Here is a 20,637-nt window from a genome sequence, read left to right on the forward strand (position 1 = left end):
GGTGTTCTCCACGGCTCAAATACATTTGAAATAGTCGAACGGCTCCAGGCACTCGCGGCAGCGGTACAGCGCCTTGCAGGCCGTGGAGCCGAACTGGCTGAGCATTTCGGTGTGTGTGCTGGCGCACTGCGGGCAGCACACCTGAGGAGCCTCACCGAGCAAACTGCGCTTGCTGGTGCTGCCCTCTGGCGGTGCGATGCCGTAGGCACGCAAGCGTTGCCGGCCCAGCTCGCTGATCCAGTCTGTGCTCCAGGCCGGAGTCAGCCGCCGCTCCAGCGCAGGTGCAGCGAAACCGGCCTGTTGCAGCGCGTCACGGATGTCGGCCTCGATGACCTCGGTCGCCGGGCAACCGGAGTAGGTCGGCGTGACTACAAGGTGCAGGTGGCCTGCGCGCCAGTCGAGGTCGCGGACGATGCCCAGGTCGACCACGCTGACTACCGGCACTTCCGGGTCCATGACCTGCTCCAGTACCGCCCAGGCCCGTGCCAGGTCATCGCCGCGGGCCGCACGGGCGCCGAGGTCGCTGGCAATCAGCTCACCAGGTTGCATCGGGATAGGCCCGTGGCAGGAACTGCATTTCGGCCAGCAACAGCCCCAAGTGCTCGGTGTGCAGGCCTTTGCGGCTGTCCAGGTAGAAATGGCTGGCCGCCTTGGGCAGTGGCAGTTGCACCGACTCGAAAATCGCTGTCACCTGCTTGAGCCAAGCCGCGCCGACGCTGCGTGGGTCGGCAGCGATACCAGCCTCGGCCAGGCGCACTTCGTTTTCGCAGCCTTGCGTCAGTTCGACGGTGAAGCGCCACAGCGCCGGGATCGCATCGAGCATGCGCCGACGGCTCTCGTCGGTACCGCCGCCCAGACGCTGCACCCATTCGCCGGAGCGACGCAGATGGTAGGTGACCTCCTTGAGCGCCTTGGCGGCAATGCCGGCGATTCGTTCGTCGCTGGACACGGCCAGGCCCTGTAGCACCGCGTAATGCCAGGCGTCATAGAAGAACTGCTTGGTCATGGTCACGGCGAAGTCGCCATTGGGTTGCTCGACCAGCAGCAGGTTGCGGTAGGCGCGTTCGTCGCGAAGCATGGCAAGGGCGTCGGCGTCTCGGCCGTCATCGAGCAGCTCGGCGGCGTACTCCAGCCAGTTGCGGGCCTGGCCGACCAGGTCGAGGCCGACGTTCATCAAGGCCAGCTCTTCTTCGATGGCCGGCGCATGGCCGCACCATTCACAAAGGCGCTGGCCCTGCACCAGGGCGGTGTCGCCCAGTAGCAGCAAATACGGGATAAGCGTTTCTGTATGCATGGCCAACCTCACATGTGTCCGACTTCGTCGGGCAGTTCGTAAAAGCTGGCGTGGCGGTAGACCTTGTCGTCCGAAGGGGCGAACAACGGGTCTTTCTCGTCAGGCGAGGAGGCGGTGATCAGCGCCGAAGGCACCACCCACAGGCTCACGCCTTCGCTGCGGCGGGTGTACAGCTCACGTGCATTCTCAATGGCCATGGCGGCGTCGGCGGCATGCACACTGCCGACATGCTTGTGGTTCAAGCCGTGCTTGCTGCGCACGAACACTTCGTAGAGGGTCCAGACAGACATTTTCGCTCTCCGCATCAATCGCCGCTCAGGCGGCGTTCTTGTTCTGTTGCTTGCGCGCATAGGCCACGGCGGCCTCGCGCACCCAGGCACCGTCCTCGATAGCCTTGCGCCGGGTGGCGACACGCTCCAGGTTGCACGGGCCGTTGCCCTTGATGACTTCGTAGAACTCGTCCCACTGGATTTCGCCGAAGTCGTAGTGGCCGCGGGCCTCGTTCCACTTCAGGTGCGGGTCGGGCGCGGTGCAGCCGAGCAGTTCGAGCTGTGGCACGGTCTGGTCGATGAAACGCTGGCGCAGTTCGTCGTTGGTCTGGCGCTTGATCTTCCAGGCCATCGACTGGGCGCTATTGGGGGAGTGCTCGTCGCTTGGGCCGAACATCATCAGCGACGGCCACCACAGGCGGTTGATGGCGTCCTGGACCATGTCCTTCTGTGCCTGGGTGCCGTGGCGCATCATGGTCAGCAGCAGCTCGTAGCCCTGGCGCTGGTGGAAGCTCTCTTCCTTGCAGATACGGATCATGGCGCGGGAGTAGGGGCCGTAGGAGGTGCGCTGCAGCACCACCTGGTTGACGATCGCGGCGCCATCGACCAGCCAGCCTACCGCGCCCATGTCGGCCCAGCTCAGGGTCGGGTAGTTGAAGATGCTCGAGTACTTGGCCTTGCCGCTGTGCAGCTTGGCGATTTCTCCGTCACGGTCGGCGCCGAGGGTTTCCATGGCGCTGTACAGGTACAGGCCGTGACCGGCTTCGTCCTGGATCTTGGCCATCAGCTGCAGCTTGCGCTTGAGGCTTGGCGCACGGGTGACCCAGTTGCCTTCGGGCAGCATACCGACGATTTCGGAATGGGCGTGTTGAGAGATCTGCCGGATGAGGGTCTGACGATAGGCCTCGGGCATCCAGTTCTTGGCTTCGATCTTGATTTCGGCGTCGATCTTTTCCTGGAAGTGACGCTCTTCAGGCGACATTTCGTCCAGCGACTTGACGCGTTTTACACCGGTATCGACTAGCTGTGCGTACATGTTCTGACTCCTGCCTCAGGGCTGGGTGGGGCATGAGTCATTTATAAGCGATACAAAACACAACATCAAACATATTATTAGGTATCGGATAATGTTTTTGTATCGGATTGCCGCGAAGAAGTGCCCACAGCGGCTGCTATGTGCTTGTCGCGAGATAGGGTGATGGCGGCTAGGTGCCTGTCTTGGGTTTGGAGGTGGGGCGGAAATCGAGCGCCGCCCGCGCGGCGCAAGGCCGCTCCTACATTTGTTTCGGGTCAGTGAGGCCTATGGCATTTGCGCGCGACCGCCTTGTTTGTCCGACGCGATATCGGGACAGGCACCAAGGGGCCGCGCGCCAATCCCTCAGGAATAACTGGCCCGAAACAAATGTAGGAGCGGCCTTGCGCCGCGCCGGCGGCGCTCGATCTGATAGGCGCTGAAAATGCCAAGCCAAGCACTTGGTGGCCCCGGAAAAAGGACTCAGCGCTGAGCGATCAGCCAGCCAAGCGCTTGTCGTAAACGTGGCATGCCTTGCCTTCGGAGCGCTTGAGTGTGCCGCAAGGCTGCAGCCGCACGTGGGTGCTGATGCCGATGTAGGTCTTGATTTGCCTGCTCAACTCAGCCACCACCAATTTGCGCTGCGCCTCGTCGAGTGCCTGGCACTCGCCACGCAACTCCACATGCACCTCGACACTGTCCAGGTTGCCATTGCGATACAGGTGTATCTCATACAGCTCTGAAAGCTGTTTTATTTTAAGCACCTGCTCTTCAATCTGCGTGGGGAATACGTTGACCCCGCGGATGATCAGCATGTCGTCACTGCGCCCGGTGATCTTGCCGATCCGCCGCATCGGCCGCGCCGTACCCGGCAACAGGCGTGTCAGGTCGCGGGTGCGGTAGCGGATCATTGGCAGCGCTTCCTTGCTCAACGAGGTGAACACCAGTTCGCCCAGCTGCCCGTCCGGTAGCACCTCACCGCTGACCGGGTCGATGATCTCGGGGTAGAAGTGGTCTTCCCAGATGGTCGGCCCGTCCTTGGTTTCCAGGCATTCCATCGCCACCCCTGGCCCCATGATCTCTGACAGCCCATAAATATCCAGGGCATTGATGCCCAGGCGCTGCTCGATCGAGCGGCGCAACTCATCTGTCCATGGCTCGGCGCCGAAGATCCCCAGGCGCAGCTTGAGGTCGTGCGGGTCAATGCCCTGGCGTTCGATCTCGTCAGCCAGGTTGAGCATGTACGAGGGCGTGACCATGATGATGTCAGGCTGGAAGTCGCGAATCAGCTGCACCTGCTTCTCGGTCTGGCCGCCCGACATGGGGATCACCGTGCAACCGAGCCGTTCGGCGCCATAGTGCGCGCCCAGGCCGCCAGTGAACAGGCCGTAGCCGTACGACACGTGCACCTTATCCCCCTTGCGCCCACCGGCCGCGCGGATCGAACGGGCGACCACGTTGGCCCAGGTATTGATGTCGTTCTGGGTGTAACCGACTACGGTCGGCTTGCCTGTGGTGCCGCTGGAGGCGTGCAGGCGCACCACTTCTTCCTGGGGCACGGCGAACATGCCATAGGGGTAGTTGTCGCGCAGGTCGTTCTTGCCGGTAAAGGGGAACCTGGCGAGGTCTTCCAGCGCGGTAAGGTCGTCAGGGTGGGCACCGCACTCGTCGAAACGCTGGCGGTACAGCGGTACATTGTCGTAGGCGTGCTTCAGGCTCCAGCGCAGGCGGTCCAGCTGGTGCTGGCGCAGCTCGTCGACACTGGCGGTCTCGATCGGGTCAAGCAGGGCGCGGTCGGCATCGTGGTACATGTTCATGGCTTCACTCGAATTGTTCTTGTACGTAGGCGCTAAGGCCTTGAGTGTCATGCGGGCAGCATACTGCCCGTGTCGTGTTCAGTCTCAGGCCATTGGTCTGATGTGCTCAGAGGCGCTCGATGACCAGGGCAATGCCTTGGCCAACGCCGATGCACATGGTGCACAAGGCGTAGCGGCCGCCGCGTTCTTCCAGCTCGTGCAGGGCGGTGGTCACCAGCCGTGCGCCGCTCATGCCCAGCGGATGCCCCAGTGCGATAGCACCGCCATTGGGGTTGACGCGCTTGTCGTCGTCAGCCAGGCCCAGCTCGCGCAGCACCGCCAGGCCTTGGGCCGCAAATGCCTCGTTCAACTCTATGACGTCCATGTCGGCCAGGCTCAGGCCGGCTTGCGCAAGTACCTTGCGGGTCGCCGGGACCGGGCCGATGCCCATGATGCGCGGTTCGACTCCAGCGGCGGCCATACCCAGGACCCGGCCGCGCGGCTTCAGGCCATGGCGGCGGGCCGCATTAGTGCTGGCCAGCAGCAGGGCGCAAGCGCCGTCGTTGACGCCCGAAGCGTTGCCTGCTGTCACGCTGCCGCCTTCACGGAACGGCGTGCCGAGCCTGGCCAACTGGTCCAGGGTGGTGTCAGCGCGGGGGTGCTCATCATGCTCGACAAGCTTGGCCGGGCCTTTGCGCTGTGGGATCTCGACCGGCACGATCTCCCGTGCCAGCCGGCCCCTTGCCTGGGCGGCAGCCGCCTTTTGCTGGCTGCGTAAGGCGAAGGCGTCCTGGGCTTCACGCGAAATACCGAACTGCGCGGCGACATTCTCGGCGGTCTCGGGCATCGAGTCGATGCCGTACTGCGCCTGCATCAGTTTATTGACGAAACGCCAGCCGATGGTGGTGTCGAACAGCTCGGCGCTGCGACCAAAGGCCTGCTCTGACTTGCCCATGACGAAAGGTGCTCGCGACATCGACTCGACGCCGCCGGCCAACATCAGCCCAGCCTCGCCGCAGCGCAGGGCGCGGGCGGCACTGCCGACGGCATCCAGCCCGGAACCGCACAGGCGATTGAGGGTGGTGCCCGGCACCACATCGGGCAGGCCGGCCAGCAGGGAAGCCATGCGAGCCACGTTACGGTTGTCTTCGCCCGCCTGGTTGGCGCAGCCGAGGATCACGTCATCGATGGCGGCCCAGTCGAGTTCGGGATGGCGGGCCATCAGCGCCCTGATCGGCACTGCCGCGAGGTCGTCGGCGCGCACGCTGCTTAAAGCGCCGCCATAACGGCCGATCGGCGTGCGCACGGCGTCGATGATCAACGCCTGTTCGAAAGTCTGGTCAGTCATCCTGGGTCTCCTGCGGCAACACCGTGCCGCGCACTTTGTAGGATTTTCCGTGGAACAGGGCAATCAGTTCGCCGCGCTGGTTTTCAAGGCGTACGTCATACAGCCCCGTGCGGCCCTTGCGGGTGATTTCGCTGGCGGTAGCGGTGAGCACGTCCTGCTCGAAAGCCGGTGCCACGTAGTCGATGCTGCAGTTCAAGGCCACGGTCGCTTCGTCGTAGCTGTTGCAGGCGAAGGCAAACGCCGAGTCCGCCAAGCTGAACAAGAAACCACCATGGCAACTGCCGTGGCCCTGAATCATGTCGGCGCGCACAGGCATGCTCAGGCGGGCCTGGCCGGGGCCGACGTCGAGCAGCCGAGCGCCCAGGGCCTGGGTGGCGCGGTCGCGGGACAACATTGCATCGGCGCAGGCGCGTGCCAGTTGCTCTGGGGTACGTTGGGCTTCAGTCATGCAGTCGGCCTCCTTGGGCATGTACGCGGCGCAGCAGCAGCGAAGGGCGGTAGCGGGTCTCGCCGTAGCAGCTCTGCAGGTTGTCCAGCACGCGCAGGGTGTAGCCGATGCCGATCTGCTCGGCCCAGGCCAACGGGCCGCGCGGGTAATTGACCCCAGCGCGCATGGCCAGGTCGATGTCGGCTGCCGAGCCGACGCCTTGCAGCACGGCATCGGCAGCTTCGTTGGCGAGTGTGGTGACGGTGCGCAACACCACCAGGGCCGGCAGGTCGGCTATCAGGCAAACCTTCAGGCCCGCCTGGCGCAACAACGCCACGGCGTGTTCGCACGCCTCTGGGGTGGTGTCGGGGCAAGTGCTGATGGCAATCCGTTCGCCCTTGCTGTAATCCAGCACGAGGTCCACCAGCACCAGGTTGCGCAGCCCATCTTCACGCGCGCGTTGGCTGGCGAGGCGGCCGTCAGACAACGCCAGGGTGGCATCACCTACCCGCAGCAGACCACTGCCCGGGCGCTCAGTGACCTGGACGCCGCTGGCCTGGATGCGCTGCAGCAAGGGCTGCATAACGCCCAGGCTGCCTTCGACCACGCAGCACTCGACACGCGCCGTGCTTTGCACCTCGGCGGGCTGCGGCCGCAGCGCACCTTCGCTGTAATCGTAGAAACCCTGGCCGCTCTTGCGCCCAAGACGCCCGGCATCCACCAGCTCTTTCTGTACAAGCGAGGGCTGGAAACGGAAGTCACCATAAAAGGCGTCGAATACCGAGCAGGTCACGGCGTAATTTACATCGTGGCCGATCAGGTCGGTCAGCTCGAAAGCGCCCATGCGGAAACCACCGGCGTCACGCATCAGCGCATCGAGGCTTGCGCAGTCGGCGGCGCCTTCCTGATACAGGCGCAGGCTCTCGGCATAAAACGGCCGCGCCACCCGGTTGACGATGAAGCCCGGCGTTGAACGCGCATGCACCGGCTGCTTGCCCCAGGCAGTGGCCGTGTCGTACAGCGTGGCGGCCAAAGCGGGGGCAGTGGCCAGGCCTGAAACGACCTCGACCAACGCCATCAGCGGCGCAGGGTTGAAAAAGTGCATGCCGACCACCCGTTCTGGCCGCCGCAGGCCGGCGGCCAGGCTGGTGATCGATAGCGATGAGGTGTTGCTGGCCAATATGCAGCTGTCGCTGCAAAGGGCTTCAAGCTGCTGCAAGAGTGCCTGTTTGATCTGCAGGTTTTCGACGATCGCTTCGATTACCAGCTGCGCATCGGCCAGTGCGTCGAGCGTTTCCACGGGCTGCAAGCGCGCACTGATCGCCTGGCGTGCGGCAGCGTCGAGCTTGCCTTTTTCGACCAGGCGGCCGAGTTGACGGTCGATGCCTTCCACGGCCAAGGCCGCAGCGCCTGGGCGATTGTCATACAGGCAAACCGGGTGCCCCGCCTGGGCGGCCACCTGGGCGATGCCGGCCCCCATCGCACCGGCGCCGATCACCGCGACCTGGGCGTTACTTTCAAGTGCACTCATGTCAGCACCCCTTGAAGGCCGGTGCGCGCTTGGCCATGAACGCTGCGACGCCTTCGCGGTAGTCTTCGCTGCGCCCGGCCAGGCGCTGCAGGTCACGCTCAAGTTCGAGCTGCTGGTCAAAGTGATTGTCGATGCTGGCGTTCAGCGCACGCTTGATCAGGGCCAGCCCGTAAGTCGGCTGGGTCGCCAGCTGGCGAGCGAGGGCCAGCGCCTCGTCACGCAGTGCGGCGTCGTCGACCACCCGGTGGATCAGGCCCCATTGCTCGGCTTTTTCCGCACTCAGGCGTTCACCGAGCATGGCTAGTGCCTTGGCCCGAGCCATGCCGACCAAGCGCGGCAGTTGCCAGGTACCACCCGAGTCCGGCACCAGGCCGATCTTGCAGAACGCCTGGATAAAGCTGGCAGAGCGGGCCGCAAGCACCAGGTCGCAGGCCAGCGGAATGTTCGCGCCCGCACCGGCCGCCACGCCGTTGACCGCGCAGATGACCGGCATCGGCAGCTCGCGAAGGGCGCGCACCAGCGGGTTGTAGAACGCCTCGATCGATTCGCCCAGATCGGGCACTTGCGCGCCAGGCGCGACGTTGCGGTCAGACAAGTCTTGCCCGGCGCAAAAGCCACGCCCTTCGCCGGTCAGCAGCAACACGCGCACCTGCGGGTCTTGGCGCACCTGCTTGAGCGCCTCGCGCACTTCCTTGTGCATCTGCGTGTTGAAGCTGTTCAGCTGGTCAGGCCGGTTCAGCGAGAGGAGGGCGACACCGTCCTCGATGGAAAACAGGATGTGCTCGAAAGCCATGACAGGCTCGCTCCGTCAGTCGGTGGGGAAGAGGGGGTTACTGGCCCAAGAAGTGCGCCGGGCGTTTTTCCTGGAAGGCGCGGATGCCTTCGTCGCGGTCGACGGTACCGGCCAGCAAGGTGAACGCGTGGCGTTCGAAGCGCAGGCCGGTGGCCAGGTCGGTGTCCCCGGCCTTGAGCAGGGCTTCTTTGGCAAGGCGCACGGCCAGCGGGGCCTTGCGGGCGATGCTGGCCGCCACTTGCAGGGCGCGCTCGACGGCAAGCTCAGGTTGCGTCAGCTCGCTGACCAGGCCGGCCTGCTGTGCCTGCCGGGCTGTGATCGGCTCGCCGGTCAGTACCATCTGCATGGCCAGCGGCTTGCCGACCGCGCGCACCAGGCGTTGTGTGCCGCCCGCGCCGGGGATGATGCCGAGGTTGATTTCGGGCTGGCCGAAGCGTGCGTCTTCGCCGGCGATGACGATATCGGCGCACATCACCAGCTCGCAGCCACCGCCCAGGGCGAAGCCGTTGACCGCTGCAATCAGCGGTTTGGCAAAGCCTGCGATGCGCTGCCAATAGGCGACGCGTGGGTCGTTGAGGATGCCGACCAGGTCGCGCTCGGCCATTTCACGGATGTCGGCGCCGGCAGCGAAGGCCTTGCGGCTGCCGGTGAGCACTATGGCGCGGGTTGCCGGGTCGCGCTCGGCACTTTCCAGCTCGGCCGCAAGCTCGGCGAGCAGTTCGGTACACAGCGCGTTGAGGGCTTCGGGCCGCTGCAGGGTGATTAGCCGGACGCCGTCCTCAGGCGCCTGCACAACGAGATAGCGAGGCATGTCGGTTTCCTCAGGCTGCACGCACGGCACATGGGCCGGCATTTATTGGAATTGACTGCAGGGGCAGGGGAAAACGCTGAGGCCTGCCCGTATGAGGTCCAGTATATGCCTTATGCGATACATGACTGCAACACATAAAATCGTATTGCGTGTCTCTTTGTGTGAAGATTACCTGCCAATTGAGCCCGGCTGATGCTGTGGAGGCCCAATAATTACGAGGAAAACGACAGGTTTTATAGGCTGAATGGTGTGCATCGCAAAGCGATACAAGGAATCAGTAATTGACGGTTACATTTATCGTGATACATGATCACCCCACTTACTGAATCATTTTGAGAGGTGTGACATGCCTTGCTATCGGCTGGACGGCCTGACCCCGGTGATCCACCCAACGGCGTACGTACACCCGACGGCCGTGCTGATCGGCGATGTAATCATCGGCCCGCAGTGTTACGTCGGCCCCCTGGCGTCGTTGCGTGGCGACTTTGGCCGGATCGTCCTGGAGGAGGGTGCCAACCTGCAGGACACCTGCGTGATGCACGGCTTCCCTGGCGGCGATACGGTGATAGAGCGCCATGGTCATGTGGGCCACGGCGCGGTTTTGCACGGCTGCCGGATTGGCGCCGATGCCTTGGTGGGCATGAATGCGGTAATCATGGACGGCGCACACATCGCGCCACGCTGCATCGTCGGCGCCACGGCCTTCGTCAAGGCTGGCTTCGAATGCCCCGAGCAGAGCCTGGTAATGGGCGCGCCGGCACAGGCCAAGCGTACCCTCAGCGATCAAGAGGTCGCCTGGAAGCAACGCGGCACAGCCGAATACCAGCGCCTGGCTCAGCGCTGCAGTGCCGCCCTGGTCGAATGCCCGCCCCTGAGCGAAGTCGAGGAGCAGCGCCCACGCATGGGTGATTGCGGCTTTCGCCCCAAAGGCGAGGCGCAGGCATGAGCCTGGTGGTGACTGGCAATGGCCAGGCGGCACGGCGGGCAGGTATAGTCGGGGCTCCATCGGCTTACAGTTCCCCCATGAGCAGCCTTGCCCCCCTCAATACCTTGATCACCCGCTTCCAGGAGCAGACGCCGATCCGCGCGAGCTCGCTGATCATCACCCTGTATGGCGACGCCATCGAGCCGCATGGTGGCACGGTCTGGCTGGGCAGCCTGATTAACCTGCTGGAGCCGATCGGCATCAACGAACGGCTGATCCGCACCTCGATCTTCCGCCTGACCAAGGAAGGCTGGCTGACCGCCGAGAAAGTCGGCCGGCGCAGCTATTACAGCCTCACCGGCACCGGCCGGCGCCGTTTCGAAAAAGCTTTCAAGCGTGTTTACAGCGCGAGCCTGCCAGCCTGGGACGGCGCCTGGACGCTGGTGTTGCTGTCGCAGCTGGAGGCCAGCAAGCGCAAGGCCGTGCGCGAGGAGCTGGAGTGGCAGGGCTACGGTGCCATCGCCCCGAACGTACTGGGGTGCCCGCGCGCTGATCGTGCCGACCTGGCGACCACCTTGCGCGAGCTGGACGCCACTGACGACAGCATCGTCTTCGAAACCCACACCCAGGAAGTACTGGCCTCAAAGGCCATGCGCGCCCAGGTTAGGGAAAGCTGGCGGATCGAGGAACTGGGCGAGCACTACAGCGAGTTCATCCGCTTGTTCCGACCGCTGTGGCAGGCACTCAAGGAGCAGAAGGAACTCGATGCCCAGGACTGCTTCCTGGCGCGCACCTTGTTGATTCATGAGTACCGTCGGCTGCTGCTGCGCGACCCGCAGTTGCCGGATGAGCTGCTGCCTGGGGACTGGGAAGGCAGGGCTGCTCGCCAATTGTGCCGTAACCTCTATCGTCTGGTGTGGGGCAGGGCGGAAGCGTGGCTGGGGAGCGCACTGGAGACGGCAGACGGGCCGTTGCCGGATGTTAACGAGAGCTTCTACAGGCGGTTTGGTGGTTTGGGCTGAAGCCGGGGCTTCCCCTCAATTTCCCCGTCGCCTGCGCCGATACAACCATGCAGTGATCTGGGTGGCCGGCGGGCGGCGTTTGTCGCCGATGTACGACGTACTGCCCATGCTCGAAAAAGGGCCGGCACAAACCTTGGCCATGGCTGTTGGCCGTGAGGGCAGCCAGATCAGCCGTGCAAACCTGCTCAGCCACCACGCCCACTTTGCCCTGACGCGGGATCAGGCCGAGCAAGTTCGGTGCGGATGCTCAGCTGAGCGAGTACGGACTGTTTAATCAATAAAGTCCCAGCACAAGTTAAGCTGGAATATAACTAAACTAAATGAATATTTAGTTTAGTTATTCCTTGGGGGCATATTATAAGGGCAGGGTAGCTTATGCGTGATCGCTAACGCTCAAGCCTGCCCGCTAGCGTTCGTGGATGCCTACCACTTGCTAGATTCTAATGAGTACGGGGGTTTGAGCTACAGCTGTCTCATCGCTACTATTGACGTCATTTTGCTGGCCACCCTGGCTGACAAGATGTCAATCAAGCCCCTGATGCAAGGAAGATGCGATGTACGTTTATAAGATGGTCCAGGTTCCCCCGAACATTGAGGTGCAAGCAAGCAAGCATCGTGGCAATGAAGCTGCGGTCTACCTGGAAAAGGTCGTCAACGAATATGCCGCTCAGGGCTGGGAGTTCTATCGGATCGACTCGATCGGTGTGTCTGTGAAAGCTGGCTGCTTCGATGCGTTGACTGGCAAAAAAGATTCGATGGCTAATTACTACGTCATTTCTTTCCGTAAGCCACGGTGATCGTCGGGCTATCCGTTGGTGTCATTCGTTTTTATCAACGGGTGGCACCGAATCGTCTCAGAAACGCTTGTAGATTCGAGCCTAGCTGCTCGAATTACGCGTTGCTGGCTATCGAGAAGCACGGTGCAGTGCGTGGTTGGAAGATGGCACTGAACCGTATCCATCGGTGCCAGTTTCCCAACGGCGGTGAAGACTATCCGTGATGGCTAGTCAGACTGGCCACTGACGTACCAGGTCGAAGCAACCGCTTTGGCCTGGCTTCCAATCTGGCCACCCACGGGCCCGGCAGCTCCATACGAAGATGCGCATAATGCATATTATGTTAAATGGTGTATGTTCGCTCTTCGGTTGCTGACCTTCACTTCTGTCGCTCGTGACAAAAAAAGATACGAATCCTGCTTAAAATTAATCCATAAAATTCAATACGTTACCTTGATGACTCAGGTTGTCGTACTCAGCGAGCGGCGTTTCGTAAAGCTTAAAAAAGATACTGACACCCCCGCATGTCCTGATAAAAAAAGATAAAAAAGATAAAAAATTCGCTCTGCTACACTGGATCAAAGCCGCTAGACCTCGCCGGTGGAGTTGCAGATGCCAGATCAGTTCAGAGCCCCTGAGCCCCTGTTCGGAACGCCTGAGTCCATGACTTGGCAGGAAGATTACTACTTCAGAACCTATCCTAGCGTTCGCTCGTATTTATATGAGTTTCCCGGACAAGTGGAGGCTCCCCGAGACTTTCGCAGCGCGCGATACTTTCTTTCGATGCATAGCAAGTCACAAGGCACCTTCGGAAATTACCGAGGGTTTATTGAACGCTTGCTACTGTGGAGCTGGATTTACCTTGAAAAGTCAGCAATGAGGCTCAACTGCCAAGAATTCTCACAATTCATCACCTTTTGTGAAGAACCGTCCTCTGACTGGGTCGGTGATGTCCCTAGAGCTCGTTTCCTGGCAACAGATGAGCTGTGGAGCGTAAACCCCGATTGGCGGCCCATGCATGAACGTCTGCAATCCCGATCGTGGAGCTCTGAAGCTGAATATGAAACGGACAAATCCATCCGACTCACAAGCACGCTTCGACAGTTAAGGAGCATTTGTAGCTCGTTTTATAATTTTCTACACAGAGAGGGCTTAGCGCTTGCGAATCCCGTTGTAGCGGCACGGCACTCTGATGCCCGTGGCGTTTCTGCTGATCATCCGACCCGTTTAGTGATTGGCTTGGAGTTAGTCAATCTAATTCTTCGCCATTTAGAGCTGAATGCAACGCGTCACCCGGAGGGTGAGCGAGCGTTGTTCATAGTGGCTACAGCTTTGTACCTTTACCTCAGACCTTCTGATTTAGCAAAAACAAGGGGCGCCTACCCTACCATGGATGATTTCCACTTCGATGGTACGCGCTGGTGGCTTGTATTAGAGGCGAGGGTTCCGCCAATTAAAGTCCCTGTGGATAGCGATTTCCTCGAATACTTGAGCCGGTATCGCAGCAGTCGAGGACTTTCTCCTCTACCGATCCTCGGCGAAGCAGAACCATTGTTAGAAACGACAAATGGTCGGCCAGGACTGAGTCATCGCCGGATCAAGGAAATCGTTCAGGCGGCAATGAGCGAGGTTGTTCAGAAATTAAGGGCTGAGGGACATGATGGAGCTGACTTAGCAGCATTAAGTGCGGTATCACTTCGATGGCTCAGGAACAGCGGCGCAAAACAGAAATCTCAGGATAAGTCTCCCAGCACCTTACAGAAACAGTTGGGCAGTGTCAGCTTGGCCTACGTATATGGGAGGTACTACCGGGAGTGATTTCGCCAGTTTATAGATCAATAGGCGGTCCGCTGAGGCCATGGTATCGAAAACGTTTCACAAAACCGCCTAGAATGGATTGCACCTAACCTATTTAGCGTCCACCAATGACAGAGTCAGCTAAATGATCCAAATGACTGCGTCAGCCCATGAGTCCGATGCTCGGAAGCCTACAGAGTATCTGACTCAGATCAGTAGCGGGCAGCTAAGCCAGCTCGACATTTTTTTGTTGGCAAAAGAAGGCTTTGCGCTGCAGGACGTGCTCGCCATGGTCTCCACTTCCAAGCTCTACACCTCGTCAAAGGTCATTCATCGAATTTTGGGCAAGTCGAAGCCAAAAAAGACTGATGACGGGACCTCAAGGCTCAACACCTCACAGAGCGCAATAGCCTTTCAATTCGCCAAGGTTCTTGAGCAGGCAACCACGGTTTTTGGCAGTCTACCGCTTGCCGAAGAATGGCTTCAAAAACCCTGCAGGTACTTGGCAGATCTCGTTCCACTCACTCTGGTGGATAACCCAATTGGATTTAGAGCAATTGAAAGCTACCTAGGGCGAGTTGAGTTGGGGGTCTACCAGTAGTCCTTTTCATGCTCTGTGACCCCTATCGCGTTACCTCGTTGTCAGCAGCTACATCCGGGCGTCATAGGTAGGCTTGTACGGGGAAGCTGATTTGCAATATTCGATAATTGTCAGAATCGAATATTGCAGTCGCCGGAGGTTCAGTTGTACGATTCACTAGCATCCACCCCAGGATTTCCAATGGCTACTGCAGTTTCACCATTTCCGCTTTTTGAAACCTACGACCGGTTCCAAGAGTTAAATCATAGCAATTTGAGTGCTGAGCAGCCTTCAGTCCTCGAATTCCTCAAGTCATTCCCTGAAGCCTTTAAGTCTCTTGAGGGCTATCTAGCGGTCCGCAGTTTTCTCCGATCGTACGGGGGTAACCAGGCTACTTACAATTCTTACCGCACCCATGTGGAGCGAATGCTTCTGTGGTGTCTCATCGTGGCAAAAAAACCGCTAATGGAGATGAAACGCCAGGATGGCGAACGTTTCATGGAGTTTTGCATCAAGCCTCCGGCTGAGTGGATCGGTCCAATCGTCAAGGCCCGATTTAAGCGCATCGGAGGCCGCAAAGCTAAAGACACAGACACCTATATTGCCAATCCTCAATGGCGTCCTTTTTTCTTTACCATCAGTAAAAGATCCGCGAAAATTGCAAAAGAGACACTCCGTGAGGTTGAGCCGCAGCCACGCAAGCTGGCTCAAGACTCCATCGCTCAAATATTTGCGGTATGCGGCAGCTTCTTCCAATTCTGTACTGATGAAGGCCTGACTGAAAGCGTCAACCCCATTCGAGCCATTAAGCAGAAATCCAGGTATAAGCAGCGTGTTTCCGGGACTCAAAAAGCTAAATCCTTGACCCCACTCCAATGGAGCTACGTTCTTGATACGGCTGAAGGCATGGCGAATGCTGATCCGAATAAGCATGAGCGTACCTTATTCATCGTCTCAACAATCTTTTCGATGTACCTCCGTATCTCTGACTTAGCTGGTCGTGATAACTGGCAACCTTTAATGAGTGATTTCCGGAAGGACTCATCCGGCGCCTGGTGGTTTCACGTGATTGGCAAGGGAAATAAAATTGCCAAGATCAGTGTTAAAAATGAATATATCGATGTCTGGATGCGTCGGTATCGTCTTTATCTAGGCTTAACTGTTACTCCCACCTCGGATGACGCAACCCCCCTCCTCCGCGCTCATCATGGTCGAGAAGGGTTGTCTGAAGGACACATTCGTGTTTTGGTGCAGAGTGTCTTTGATGAGGCCCTAAGTCGAATGAAGGAGGAGGATCGCACTGAGGACGAGATAGATGCCCTACGTTCTGCCTCGACCCATTGGCTCCGTCATACATCAGCAACCTTCGATGCAAAAGTTCGTAATGATAAAGACCTGCAGGCTGATTTGCGTCACGAAAGCTTGTCCACTACGGTGAACAATTACTACCACAGCATTGACGAACAACGCCACCGGTCTAACAAAGACCTGAGCATTGTAGATCGTGATCTCTGAATAGATGGCGTTTACCGTAGACGCCTACCTCTTCAGTGGCCACTCGATCCACGCCCACCGGTATGTGGCTACGACGATCGTGAGCAGGTGTACATGCCCGCGGGGATTTCAACTCCATCGCCAGCATGATCATGACCCGCAGTAAACGACTATGGGCACGACAACGGCTGACCTACGCTCCGTCCCGGTGGCTGTATGCTGTAAGCGGGAGATCGAGATATTTTTAGGAGTCAGCGATGAAAATAACCGGAACAGTGCAAGTGGAGGCCGTTACAGATGTCCTGTGCGATGTATGCCGATGCTCCACCCGCTTGGATACTGGCGTGCATCAGTTCGGCACCTTACAAGCACATTGGGGCTATGGCACTGCTCATGATGGAGAGCGCTATGAACTGCATCTGTGTGAGGATTGCTTTTTCCAAGCGTTGGCTTACCTCAAGCAGGAGCGGCGAACTCAACATCTGTTCAGCGAGGACGGTGAAAATCTTACCGATAATCTCGGTCTGGTCGCAAAGGATGAATATTTCGGTGACGCCGGGAGCCGATAGATACCCTCTGCAAATGGCAAGCGGCCGGAAGCGATACCCAACGCTTCAGACTGCAGTCCAGGGTTTTGGCCGGGGCTGAGCCGTGGGTAACAGGTCACGGCCAGCATCCGCTGCGCCGGCTTCGCAGTCTTATAACTCAAGTGGAGCATCGCCTGTTCTACCCTACCCCGCTTGATCACGTTGAACCCACAACCACACTCCAGAAAAGACTCAACACCAGCCATAGCCGGACTGCTGGGTGCGCTGGAGCATCACTTCGATAGGTCGTCGAGAGAGCTCATCCCAGCCAATTCATCTTTGATTGTCTGAAAAAGTCCCTCAACGTCCAGGTTGGCGTCCCGCGCGACGTATGTGGCTACGAGGATGGTGAGCGGGTGCACGTCGAGCGTACCTGCTAGCTGTGATTTTCTCCAGCGTAGGGCTTTTCAGGCCTCGTTCCAGCGAGCTGAGATACGTGCGGCTGCTCACGGTAGAGAAATCCTCTTGCGTGAGATTTCTACTGTTTCGTACCTTTTTGAGCGCAAGGCCGAACGCGATGCTGAGTTCCAATTTTACGTTCCCACAAAAGGAACGATGAAGCGCTATCGAATCCTATAGGGCTACAATCTATAGTGTTCATTTTAGGGGGGTTGCCATGTTCACTACCTATCCGCGTGCGGAAATTGCGTTCGACCTGCCAGATGAGCCCGTGTCACCCGCCGGGCAAAGGGTGTGGAGCTTCGTTGAGCAGGAGCTGATAATGCCTTGGTTTTATATGCAGGTTGTGCATAGGTCGGGGCGTGAAAATTTTGCCAGCATGCTAATGATGTACCATGCACATGAACTGAAACAGTTCATCGATGCGCAGTCTGATCGGGTGTGGGTTGAAGAGGTTCAACTGGTAACTCCTCCCCACGTCAATAAACAATCAACCTGGCTTATGGAGCCACTGACGATGGCAGGGATCGCTACCGCCCCCCAGGACGGATCAAACGTTCTCGTCTATCAAGTGGCAAGCGGGACCATTTATTCGCTGAGGGACGATCTTGATAAGAATTTGGCGCCCTATAGCATTCTGTTTTCGGCTGAGCGTGACCTCCAGCGCTAGTCAGTCCTTGGAGACGAGATAGCAGGACAAAGTGTGTTCCATCATTTTGTGGAACCTGTGCCGGGATCTGCGATGACGGAGATATTATGAAAGGGCGCCGTAAGATCAAAACCTCGAAATGGAAGCTCCAAGCGCAATTTATTCAAGAGGCCAAATCTATCTTAGAATCTGAATCCTATACGTGCCGGAGTGGAAGATTTCTCTCGAAAGCAGTAGCTGCTGGTCGGGATGCTGAACCACTAGGATTATTGGCAGGGCCCACAGAAAAGATGCGGTGAGCAAAGCCTGGTAAGTGCACAGAAGCGCTGTGACCGCTTCAGTGGCTGATCATTCCCGTGAGAACCCGGCCAATACCTTCCGCATCCACTTGGGCATCTTGCAGGCCATGAGCTTGCTGTATTCCTCAGCGCTAAGCGAGCAAAGGATCTTACCGGTGACTTGGTCAGTCATTCCTTCTTTTCCAAGATAAAACAGCGCAGACAAGGCTAAACCCGCTTGGGTCCCAGCTTGCTGGAGACGTTGCCAAGACGAATGACGCAACCGAACTACCGCGTTACCCATTTTAATTTCTCGTGTCGACCCGCTGGTGTAGTAAGTTGGTAGAACCTGCATCTGGGTGCTAAGTCCCAGAATTCGTACAGCTTCCACGCCATGAATCTGAATTGTCTCGCCGCTGGCCTTTGCAACCGTTTCCATGACTGTTATCGGATTAGCTCGAACACTCCTACCAGTATACTCACTTACTTTAGGCCGCATGTAAATGCCGCGAGCCACGCGCTCCAACAAGCCGCTGCGCGCCATCCGAGACAGTGCTTTATTAACCGAAGTGCGAGAGCCCTCATCTGCAAAAATAGCTTTGGTAAAAGGTTTCCCCTTCCTCATGTGCTTGACCCGTTTAGCAATAGACTCAGCGACAGACATAGATGACTCCAACTCCCGATTTTCTGTATGGACACGCTAAGCGATATGCAGGCTACTGTTTGGGCTAGGCACGATTCCATCAGACCATTAGCTGCAGTTTAGGTGGACGGGTACACCGACCACTTGTTGCAACTGGATGACCTTGAACCGCTGTTCTTCTATCCTAAAACCGAACGACGAGAACCAGCAGCTTAAGCCAAGTGTGGGCGCGCGCTCAGGCGTGCAGTGGCATGGCTCCAACATGACGTGTCGATAGCCAGCATCGCACTGCGCCATGGCATCAATGCCAACCTGGTGCGCAAATGGATACCGCTCTATCGTGACCGTCAACCGGACGCGTTACCGGCATTCGTACCGCTGACGATGAAGCCCGAATCTGCACCTGCCCAGCCAACGTTGGCGCTTATTGAAATTCCTTTCAAACAACAAACGCTTACGGTGACCTGGCCCAATGTCGATCCTGATGGCTGCGCACGCTTGATTCGCGGTCTCATCAAATGATCCGCATCGATACCATCTGGCTGGCCACCGAGCCCGTGTCGTCGCAGTCTTCGGTGTGGCGAAGCCGCACTGCGCTTATATCTTCGCCAATCGCCGCGCCAGCCGGATAAAGGTGCTGGTACCTGACGGCGTTGGCGTGTTGCTGGCCTGTCACTGATTTCGCCCGGAATTGTGCATTTGAGCAACTTCACCAGCCTTTAGCGTATCGCCGCGAAAAACCATCACCCCTTCGGTACAGTAGCAGGCGGGCAAGTCTGTGACGGAACTCTACTGGGTGTGACTTTCTGCCTACTCTGCAGTCGAGGCAAAACGACTTCTTCGCGGTAGCGATCCAGCGGCCAGTTGAAAAATGTGTCCTGGCCGCCGAAGAGCTCATCATGGAGCACACGCTCGATACGAGAAACACGGTTGAATGCGCGGTCGACTTTCCAGATGTCGGGTTTAAGTTCTCGGGACTCGGCAACGCGAGCCATTTGCCCGGGCAGCATGTTGGCCGCATGTTTTCGGCTAGTAGCAAACTTATTGGTGTAGGCCCTGCCGCAGTTTTTGGCAGCCTGCCACCCTATGGCGCAAATATCTGCCAAAGGTAATGTTTCAATCATGCAACGCAACACCTTCCGCGTGGCCGCCACAGAGCTGATATCGAGCTTCTCTTTACCCATCTGCTGTTCCAGGTAGGCAAAGCCAGCGTGTTCTGCCAATTCCTTGATCAGGGCAATCAGCTCCGGTTCATCAGAAAGCTGCAGATTGGTATCGAAGTCTCTACGCAGGCGCTCAATGATCTCCCTTGCGGTCAGCGCTTTTTCTTCTGCAGTGTTCGCGCTGACATTACTCGACCAACCGTACGCTTCTGGCACATACATCCATTCTGAGCGGTAGTTCGAGGTTACCCATTCGGGGGCACGGGTCAGCACAATGGCTCCGGCACTCCACAACTCACCGATGAAACCCTCGGTGCTGCTGAAGCCTGGCGCAAAAGGGCCGATCGAGTTGATTTCACTTACGCCCGCAATGTCGTCCTGTTGGGTCAAAAGCAGTGCCATAAGTAGTATTTTGTGTTTGAGGCAAAGCTGTGAGTACGGCACTCGCTCATCAGACCACTCTCGGTTTGCACGCTTGAGTCGCTTGCGCAGGCAGTACCGACAGGTGCAAATATTGAGCTGTTGATGGCCACATGGCTTGCAGAATGCCGGAGGTAAACCGTATGTTTTTGTTGCCCATTTCTGTTGTAAGGGGGCGCCGCAACCCGGGCATGGTTGGTCATTCAAGATCCGCAGAGGTAGCAGCGGCTGAAGCTGCTTTTGCGTGGTTTTAATTCCGTACTCAGCCAGCAGGCTCTTCACGGTGGCACCCTTCATGAAAAGGGCGTGCATCTCACAAATCTGATCGATCGAGAGGTGAGAGAGTGCTGGATGTGGCGCGGCGTATGATATCGATGCTGACATGTGTGCGGATGTTCTAATTGTCGTTGGGCATTCGCCATGATAACCAGGAGTGCCCCGGTTGGCCCATCAGCGAGACGCAACCTGCGGAGCTCTGCTTGTCGAGGCGCTTGCAGCCAAAGACTTGTACACTGGTGCGCTAGCTACACGGGCGATTTGACCGCCACGATTCAAGATGACGCTGTGGGTACGCACATAAAGCCACGTGGTCCATCACTAGCGCGTTACGGACCACGTGGCTA

The 20,637-nt window shown here is 58.5% G+C and carries 23 protein-coding genes; 10 read left to right on the forward strand and 13 right to left on the reverse strand.

The genetic code is table 11. The features are described 5' to 3' along the window. Positions 1-15: 15 nt before the first annotated feature. The 10 genes from paaD to paaF form a co-directional block, all read right to left on the reverse strand. Positions 16-549, reverse strand: coding sequence for a 1,2-phenylacetyl-CoA epoxidase subunit PaaD (gene paaD / locus ACW4TB_RS08705; RefSeq protein WP_012314485.1), 534 nt, complete (start codon positions 547-549; stop codon positions 16-18). After that, positions 536-1,294 (reverse strand): 1,2-phenylacetyl-CoA epoxidase subunit PaaC, encoded by a 759-nt coding sequence (paaC, locus tag ACW4TB_RS08710; RefSeq protein WP_254465770.1) that lies wholly within the window; start codon positions 1,292-1,294, stop codon positions 536-538. Before paaC ends, paaD begins: the two co-directional genes overlap by 14 nt. Before the next feature lie 8 nt (positions 1,295-1,302). Next, positions 1,303-1,584 carry a 1,2-phenylacetyl-CoA epoxidase subunit PaaB gene (paaB, locus tag ACW4TB_RS08715; RefSeq protein WP_004374528.1) on the reverse strand — a complete coding sequence of 94 codons (282 nt, stop codon included), beginning with the start codon at positions 1,582-1,584 and terminating at the stop codon, positions 1,303-1,305. A gap of 25 nt (positions 1,585-1,609) precedes the next feature. Beyond that, positions 1,610-2,545 (reverse strand): 1,2-phenylacetyl-CoA epoxidase subunit PaaA, encoded by a 936-nt coding sequence (gene paaA, locus ACW4TB_RS08720; RefSeq protein WP_455842952.1) that lies wholly within the window; start codon positions 2,543-2,545, stop codon positions 1,610-1,612. 527 nt (positions 2,546-3,072) lie between these two features. Then, positions 3,073-4,392, reverse strand: a complete 1,320-nt coding sequence (gene paaK / locus ACW4TB_RS08725) for a phenylacetate--CoA ligase PaaK (protein WP_039603753.1) — start codon at positions 4,390-4,392, stop codon at positions 3,073-3,075. 106 nt (positions 4,393-4,498) lie between these two features. Continuing rightward, positions 4,499-5,719, reverse strand: coding sequence for a 3-oxoadipyl-CoA thiolase (pcaF, locus tag ACW4TB_RS08730; RefSeq protein ID WP_039603752.1), 1,221 nt, complete (start codon positions 5,717-5,719; stop codon positions 4,499-4,501). Continuing rightward, positions 5,712-6,167: a hydroxyphenylacetyl-CoA thioesterase PaaI gene (paaI, locus tag ACW4TB_RS08735; protein ID WP_254465769.1), complete on the reverse strand. Its 456-nt coding sequence runs from the start codon at positions 6,165-6,167 to the stop codon at positions 5,712-5,714. Before paaI ends, pcaF begins: the two co-directional genes overlap by 8 nt. Continuing rightward, positions 6,160-7,677: a 3-hydroxyacyl-CoA dehydrogenase PaaH gene (gene paaH / locus ACW4TB_RS08740; protein ID WP_279931613.1), complete on the reverse strand. Its 1,518-nt coding sequence runs from the start codon at positions 7,675-7,677 to the stop codon at positions 6,160-6,162. Before paaH ends, paaI begins: the two co-directional genes overlap by 8 nt. A 1-nt stretch (position 7,678) precedes the next feature. Next, positions 7,679-8,470 (reverse strand): 2-(1,2-epoxy-1,2-dihydrophenyl)acetyl-CoA isomerase PaaG, encoded by a 792-nt coding sequence (paaG, locus tag ACW4TB_RS08745; protein WP_279931611.1) that lies wholly within the window; start codon positions 8,468-8,470, stop codon positions 7,679-7,681. Positions 8,471-8,507: 37 nt separating this feature from the next. Beyond that, a complete protein-coding gene (gene paaF / locus ACW4TB_RS08750; protein ID WP_012314477.1) occupies positions 8,508-9,281 on the reverse strand; it encodes a 2,3-dehydroadipyl-CoA hydratase PaaF in 774 nt (257 codons plus the stop codon). A 346-nt stretch (positions 9,282-9,627) separates the two neighbouring features. Between paaF and paaY the strand changes: the two genes are divergently transcribed. From paaY to ACW4TB_RS08790, 8 genes are all read left to right on the forward strand, one after another. Next, positions 9,628-10,227: a phenylacetic acid degradation protein PaaY gene (paaY, locus tag ACW4TB_RS08755; protein ID WP_254465766.1), complete on the forward strand. Its 600-nt coding sequence runs from the start codon at positions 9,628-9,630 to the stop codon at positions 10,225-10,227. Positions 10,228-10,304: 77 nt separating this feature from the next. After that, on the forward strand, positions 10,305-11,228 hold the full coding sequence (gene paaX / locus ACW4TB_RS08760; protein WP_190273307.1) for a phenylacetic acid degradation operon negative regulatory protein PaaX: 924 nt from the start codon (positions 10,305-10,307) through the stop codon (positions 11,226-11,228). 554 nt (positions 11,229-11,782) lie between these two features. Next, positions 11,783-12,025, forward strand: coding sequence for a hypothetical protein (locus tag ACW4TB_RS08765; RefSeq protein ID WP_028688855.1), 243 nt, complete (start codon positions 11,783-11,785; stop codon positions 12,023-12,025). Continuing rightward, the gene (gene yidD / locus ACW4TB_RS08770) at positions 12,022-12,228 is read left to right on the forward strand and encodes a membrane protein insertion efficiency factor YidD (protein ID WP_279931604.1); all 207 of its coding nucleotides are present in this window, start codon (positions 12,022-12,024) and stop codon (positions 12,226-12,228) included. Before ACW4TB_RS08765 ends, yidD begins: the two co-directional genes overlap by 4 nt. A gap of 388 nt (positions 12,229-12,616) precedes the next feature. Further along, the gene (locus ACW4TB_RS08775; RefSeq protein ID WP_455828309.1) at positions 12,617-13,822 is read left to right on the forward strand and encodes an integrase; all 1,206 of its coding nucleotides are present in this window, start codon (positions 12,617-12,619) and stop codon (positions 13,820-13,822) included. Positions 13,823-13,946: 124 nt separating this feature from the next. Then, a complete protein-coding gene (locus tag ACW4TB_RS08780; protein ID WP_455842945.1) occupies positions 13,947-14,402 on the forward strand; it encodes an antitoxin Xre/MbcA/ParS toxin-binding domain-containing protein in 456 nt (151 codons plus the stop codon). A 180-nt stretch (positions 14,403-14,582) separates the two neighbouring features. After that, a complete protein-coding gene (locus ACW4TB_RS08785; RefSeq protein WP_455828308.1) occupies positions 14,583-15,896 on the forward strand; it encodes a site-specific integrase in 1,314 nt (437 codons plus the stop codon). Positions 15,897-16,132: 236 nt separating this feature from the next. Continuing rightward, entirely contained in the window at positions 16,133-16,444 is a 312-nt protein-coding gene (locus ACW4TB_RS08790) for a hypothetical protein (protein WP_455828307.1), read from the forward strand. Between the two features lie 318 nt (positions 16,445-16,762). Here ACW4TB_RS08790 and ACW4TB_RS08795 read toward each other — a convergent pair whose 3' ends face one another. Beyond that, entirely contained in the window at positions 16,763-16,993 is a 231-nt protein-coding gene (locus ACW4TB_RS08795) for a helix-turn-helix domain-containing protein (protein ID WP_455842946.1), read from the reverse strand. 85 nt (positions 16,994-17,078) lie between these two features. On the opposite strand from ACW4TB_RS08795, the gene ACW4TB_RS08800 reads away from it, so the two are divergent. Next, entirely contained in the window at positions 17,079-17,531 is a 453-nt protein-coding gene (locus ACW4TB_RS08800; protein WP_455828306.1) for a hypothetical protein, read from the forward strand. A 327-nt stretch (positions 17,532-17,858) separates the two neighbouring features. On the opposite strand, the gene ACW4TB_RS08805 is transcribed toward ACW4TB_RS08800, so the two are convergent. Continuing rightward, on the reverse strand, positions 17,859-18,452 hold the full coding sequence (locus ACW4TB_RS08805) for a DUF6088 family protein (RefSeq protein ID WP_455828305.1): 594 nt from the start codon (positions 18,450-18,452) through the stop codon (positions 17,859-17,861). A 225-nt stretch (positions 18,453-18,677) separates the two neighbouring features. On the opposite strand from ACW4TB_RS08805, the gene ACW4TB_RS08810 reads away from it, so the two are divergent. Beyond that, positions 18,678-18,953 carry a transposase gene (locus ACW4TB_RS08810; RefSeq protein ID WP_455828304.1) on the forward strand — a complete coding sequence of 92 codons (276 nt, stop codon included), beginning with the start codon at positions 18,678-18,680 and terminating at the stop codon, positions 18,951-18,953. Between the two features lie 221 nt (positions 18,954-19,174). On the opposite strand, the gene ACW4TB_RS08815 is transcribed toward ACW4TB_RS08810, so the two are convergent. Next, positions 19,175-20,296, reverse strand: a complete 1,122-nt coding sequence (locus tag ACW4TB_RS08815) for a hypothetical protein (RefSeq protein WP_455828303.1) — start codon at positions 20,294-20,296, stop codon at positions 19,175-19,177. Positions 20,297-20,637: the final 341 nt, after the last annotated feature.

Source organism: Lelliottia jeotgali (assembly GCF_977070485.1).

Coding starts and splice junctions, on each gene's coding strand:
- paaG (WP_279931611.1), bottom strand. CDS start 8,470: ATGGCTTTCGAGCACATCCTGTTTTCCATCGAGGACGGTGTCGCCCTC.
- ACW4TB_RS08790 (WP_455828307.1), top strand. CDS start 16,133: ATGAAAATAACCGGAACAGTGCAAGTGGAGGCCGTTACAGATGTCCTG.
- paaD (WP_012314485.1), bottom strand. CDS start 549: ATGCAACCTGGTGAGCTGATTGCCAGCGACCTCGGCGCCCGTGCGGCC.
- paaB (WP_004374528.1), bottom strand. CDS start 1,584: ATGTCTGTCTGGACCCTCTACGAAGTGTTCGTGCGCAGCAAGCACGGC.
- paaK (WP_039603753.1), bottom strand. CDS start 4,392: ATGAACATGTACCACGATGCCGACCGCGCCCTGCTTGACCCGATCGAG.
- ACW4TB_RS08765 (WP_028688855.1), top strand. CDS start 11,783: ATGTACGTTTATAAGATGGTCCAGGTTCCCCCGAACATTGAGGTGCAA.
- paaX (WP_190273307.1), top strand. CDS start 10,305: ATGAGCAGCCTTGCCCCCCTCAATACCTTGATCACCCGCTTCCAGGAG.
- paaH (WP_279931613.1), bottom strand. CDS start 7,677: ATGAGTGCACTTGAAAGTAACGCCCAGGTCGCGGTGATCGGCGCCGGT.
- paaA (WP_455842952.1), bottom strand. CDS start 2,545: ATGTCGCCTGAAGAGCGTCACTTCCAGGAAAAGATCGACGCCGAAATC.
- ACW4TB_RS08780 (WP_455842945.1), top strand. CDS start 13,947: ATGATCCAAATGACTGCGTCAGCCCATGAGTCCGATGCTCGGAAGCCT.
- ACW4TB_RS08775 (WP_455828309.1), top strand. CDS start 12,617: ATGCCAGATCAGTTCAGAGCCCCTGAGCCCCTGTTCGGAACGCCTGAG.
- paaF (WP_012314477.1), bottom strand. CDS start 9,281: ATGCCTCGCTATCTCGTTGTGCAGGCGCCTGAGGACGGCGTCCGGCTA.
- ACW4TB_RS08785 (WP_455828308.1), top strand. CDS start 14,583: ATGGCTACTGCAGTTTCACCATTTCCGCTTTTTGAAACCTACGACCGG.
- ACW4TB_RS08805 (WP_455828305.1), bottom strand. CDS start 18,452: ATGTCTGTCGCTGAGTCTATTGCTAAACGGGTCAAGCACATGAGGAAG.
- ACW4TB_RS08800 (WP_455828306.1), top strand. CDS start 17,079: ATGTTCACTACCTATCCGCGTGCGGAAATTGCGTTCGACCTGCCAGAT.
- paaI (WP_254465769.1), bottom strand. CDS start 6,167: ATGACTGAAGCCCAACGTACCCCAGAGCAACTGGCACGCGCCTGCGCC.
- paaC (WP_254465770.1), bottom strand. CDS start 1,294: ATGCATACAGAAACGCTTATCCCGTATTTGCTGCTACTGGGCGACACC.
- paaY (WP_254465766.1), top strand. CDS start 9,628: ATGCCTTGCTATCGGCTGGACGGCCTGACCCCGGTGATCCACCCAACG.
- pcaF (WP_039603752.1), bottom strand. CDS start 5,719: ATGACTGACCAGACTTTCGAACAGGCGTTGATCATCGACGCCGTGCGC.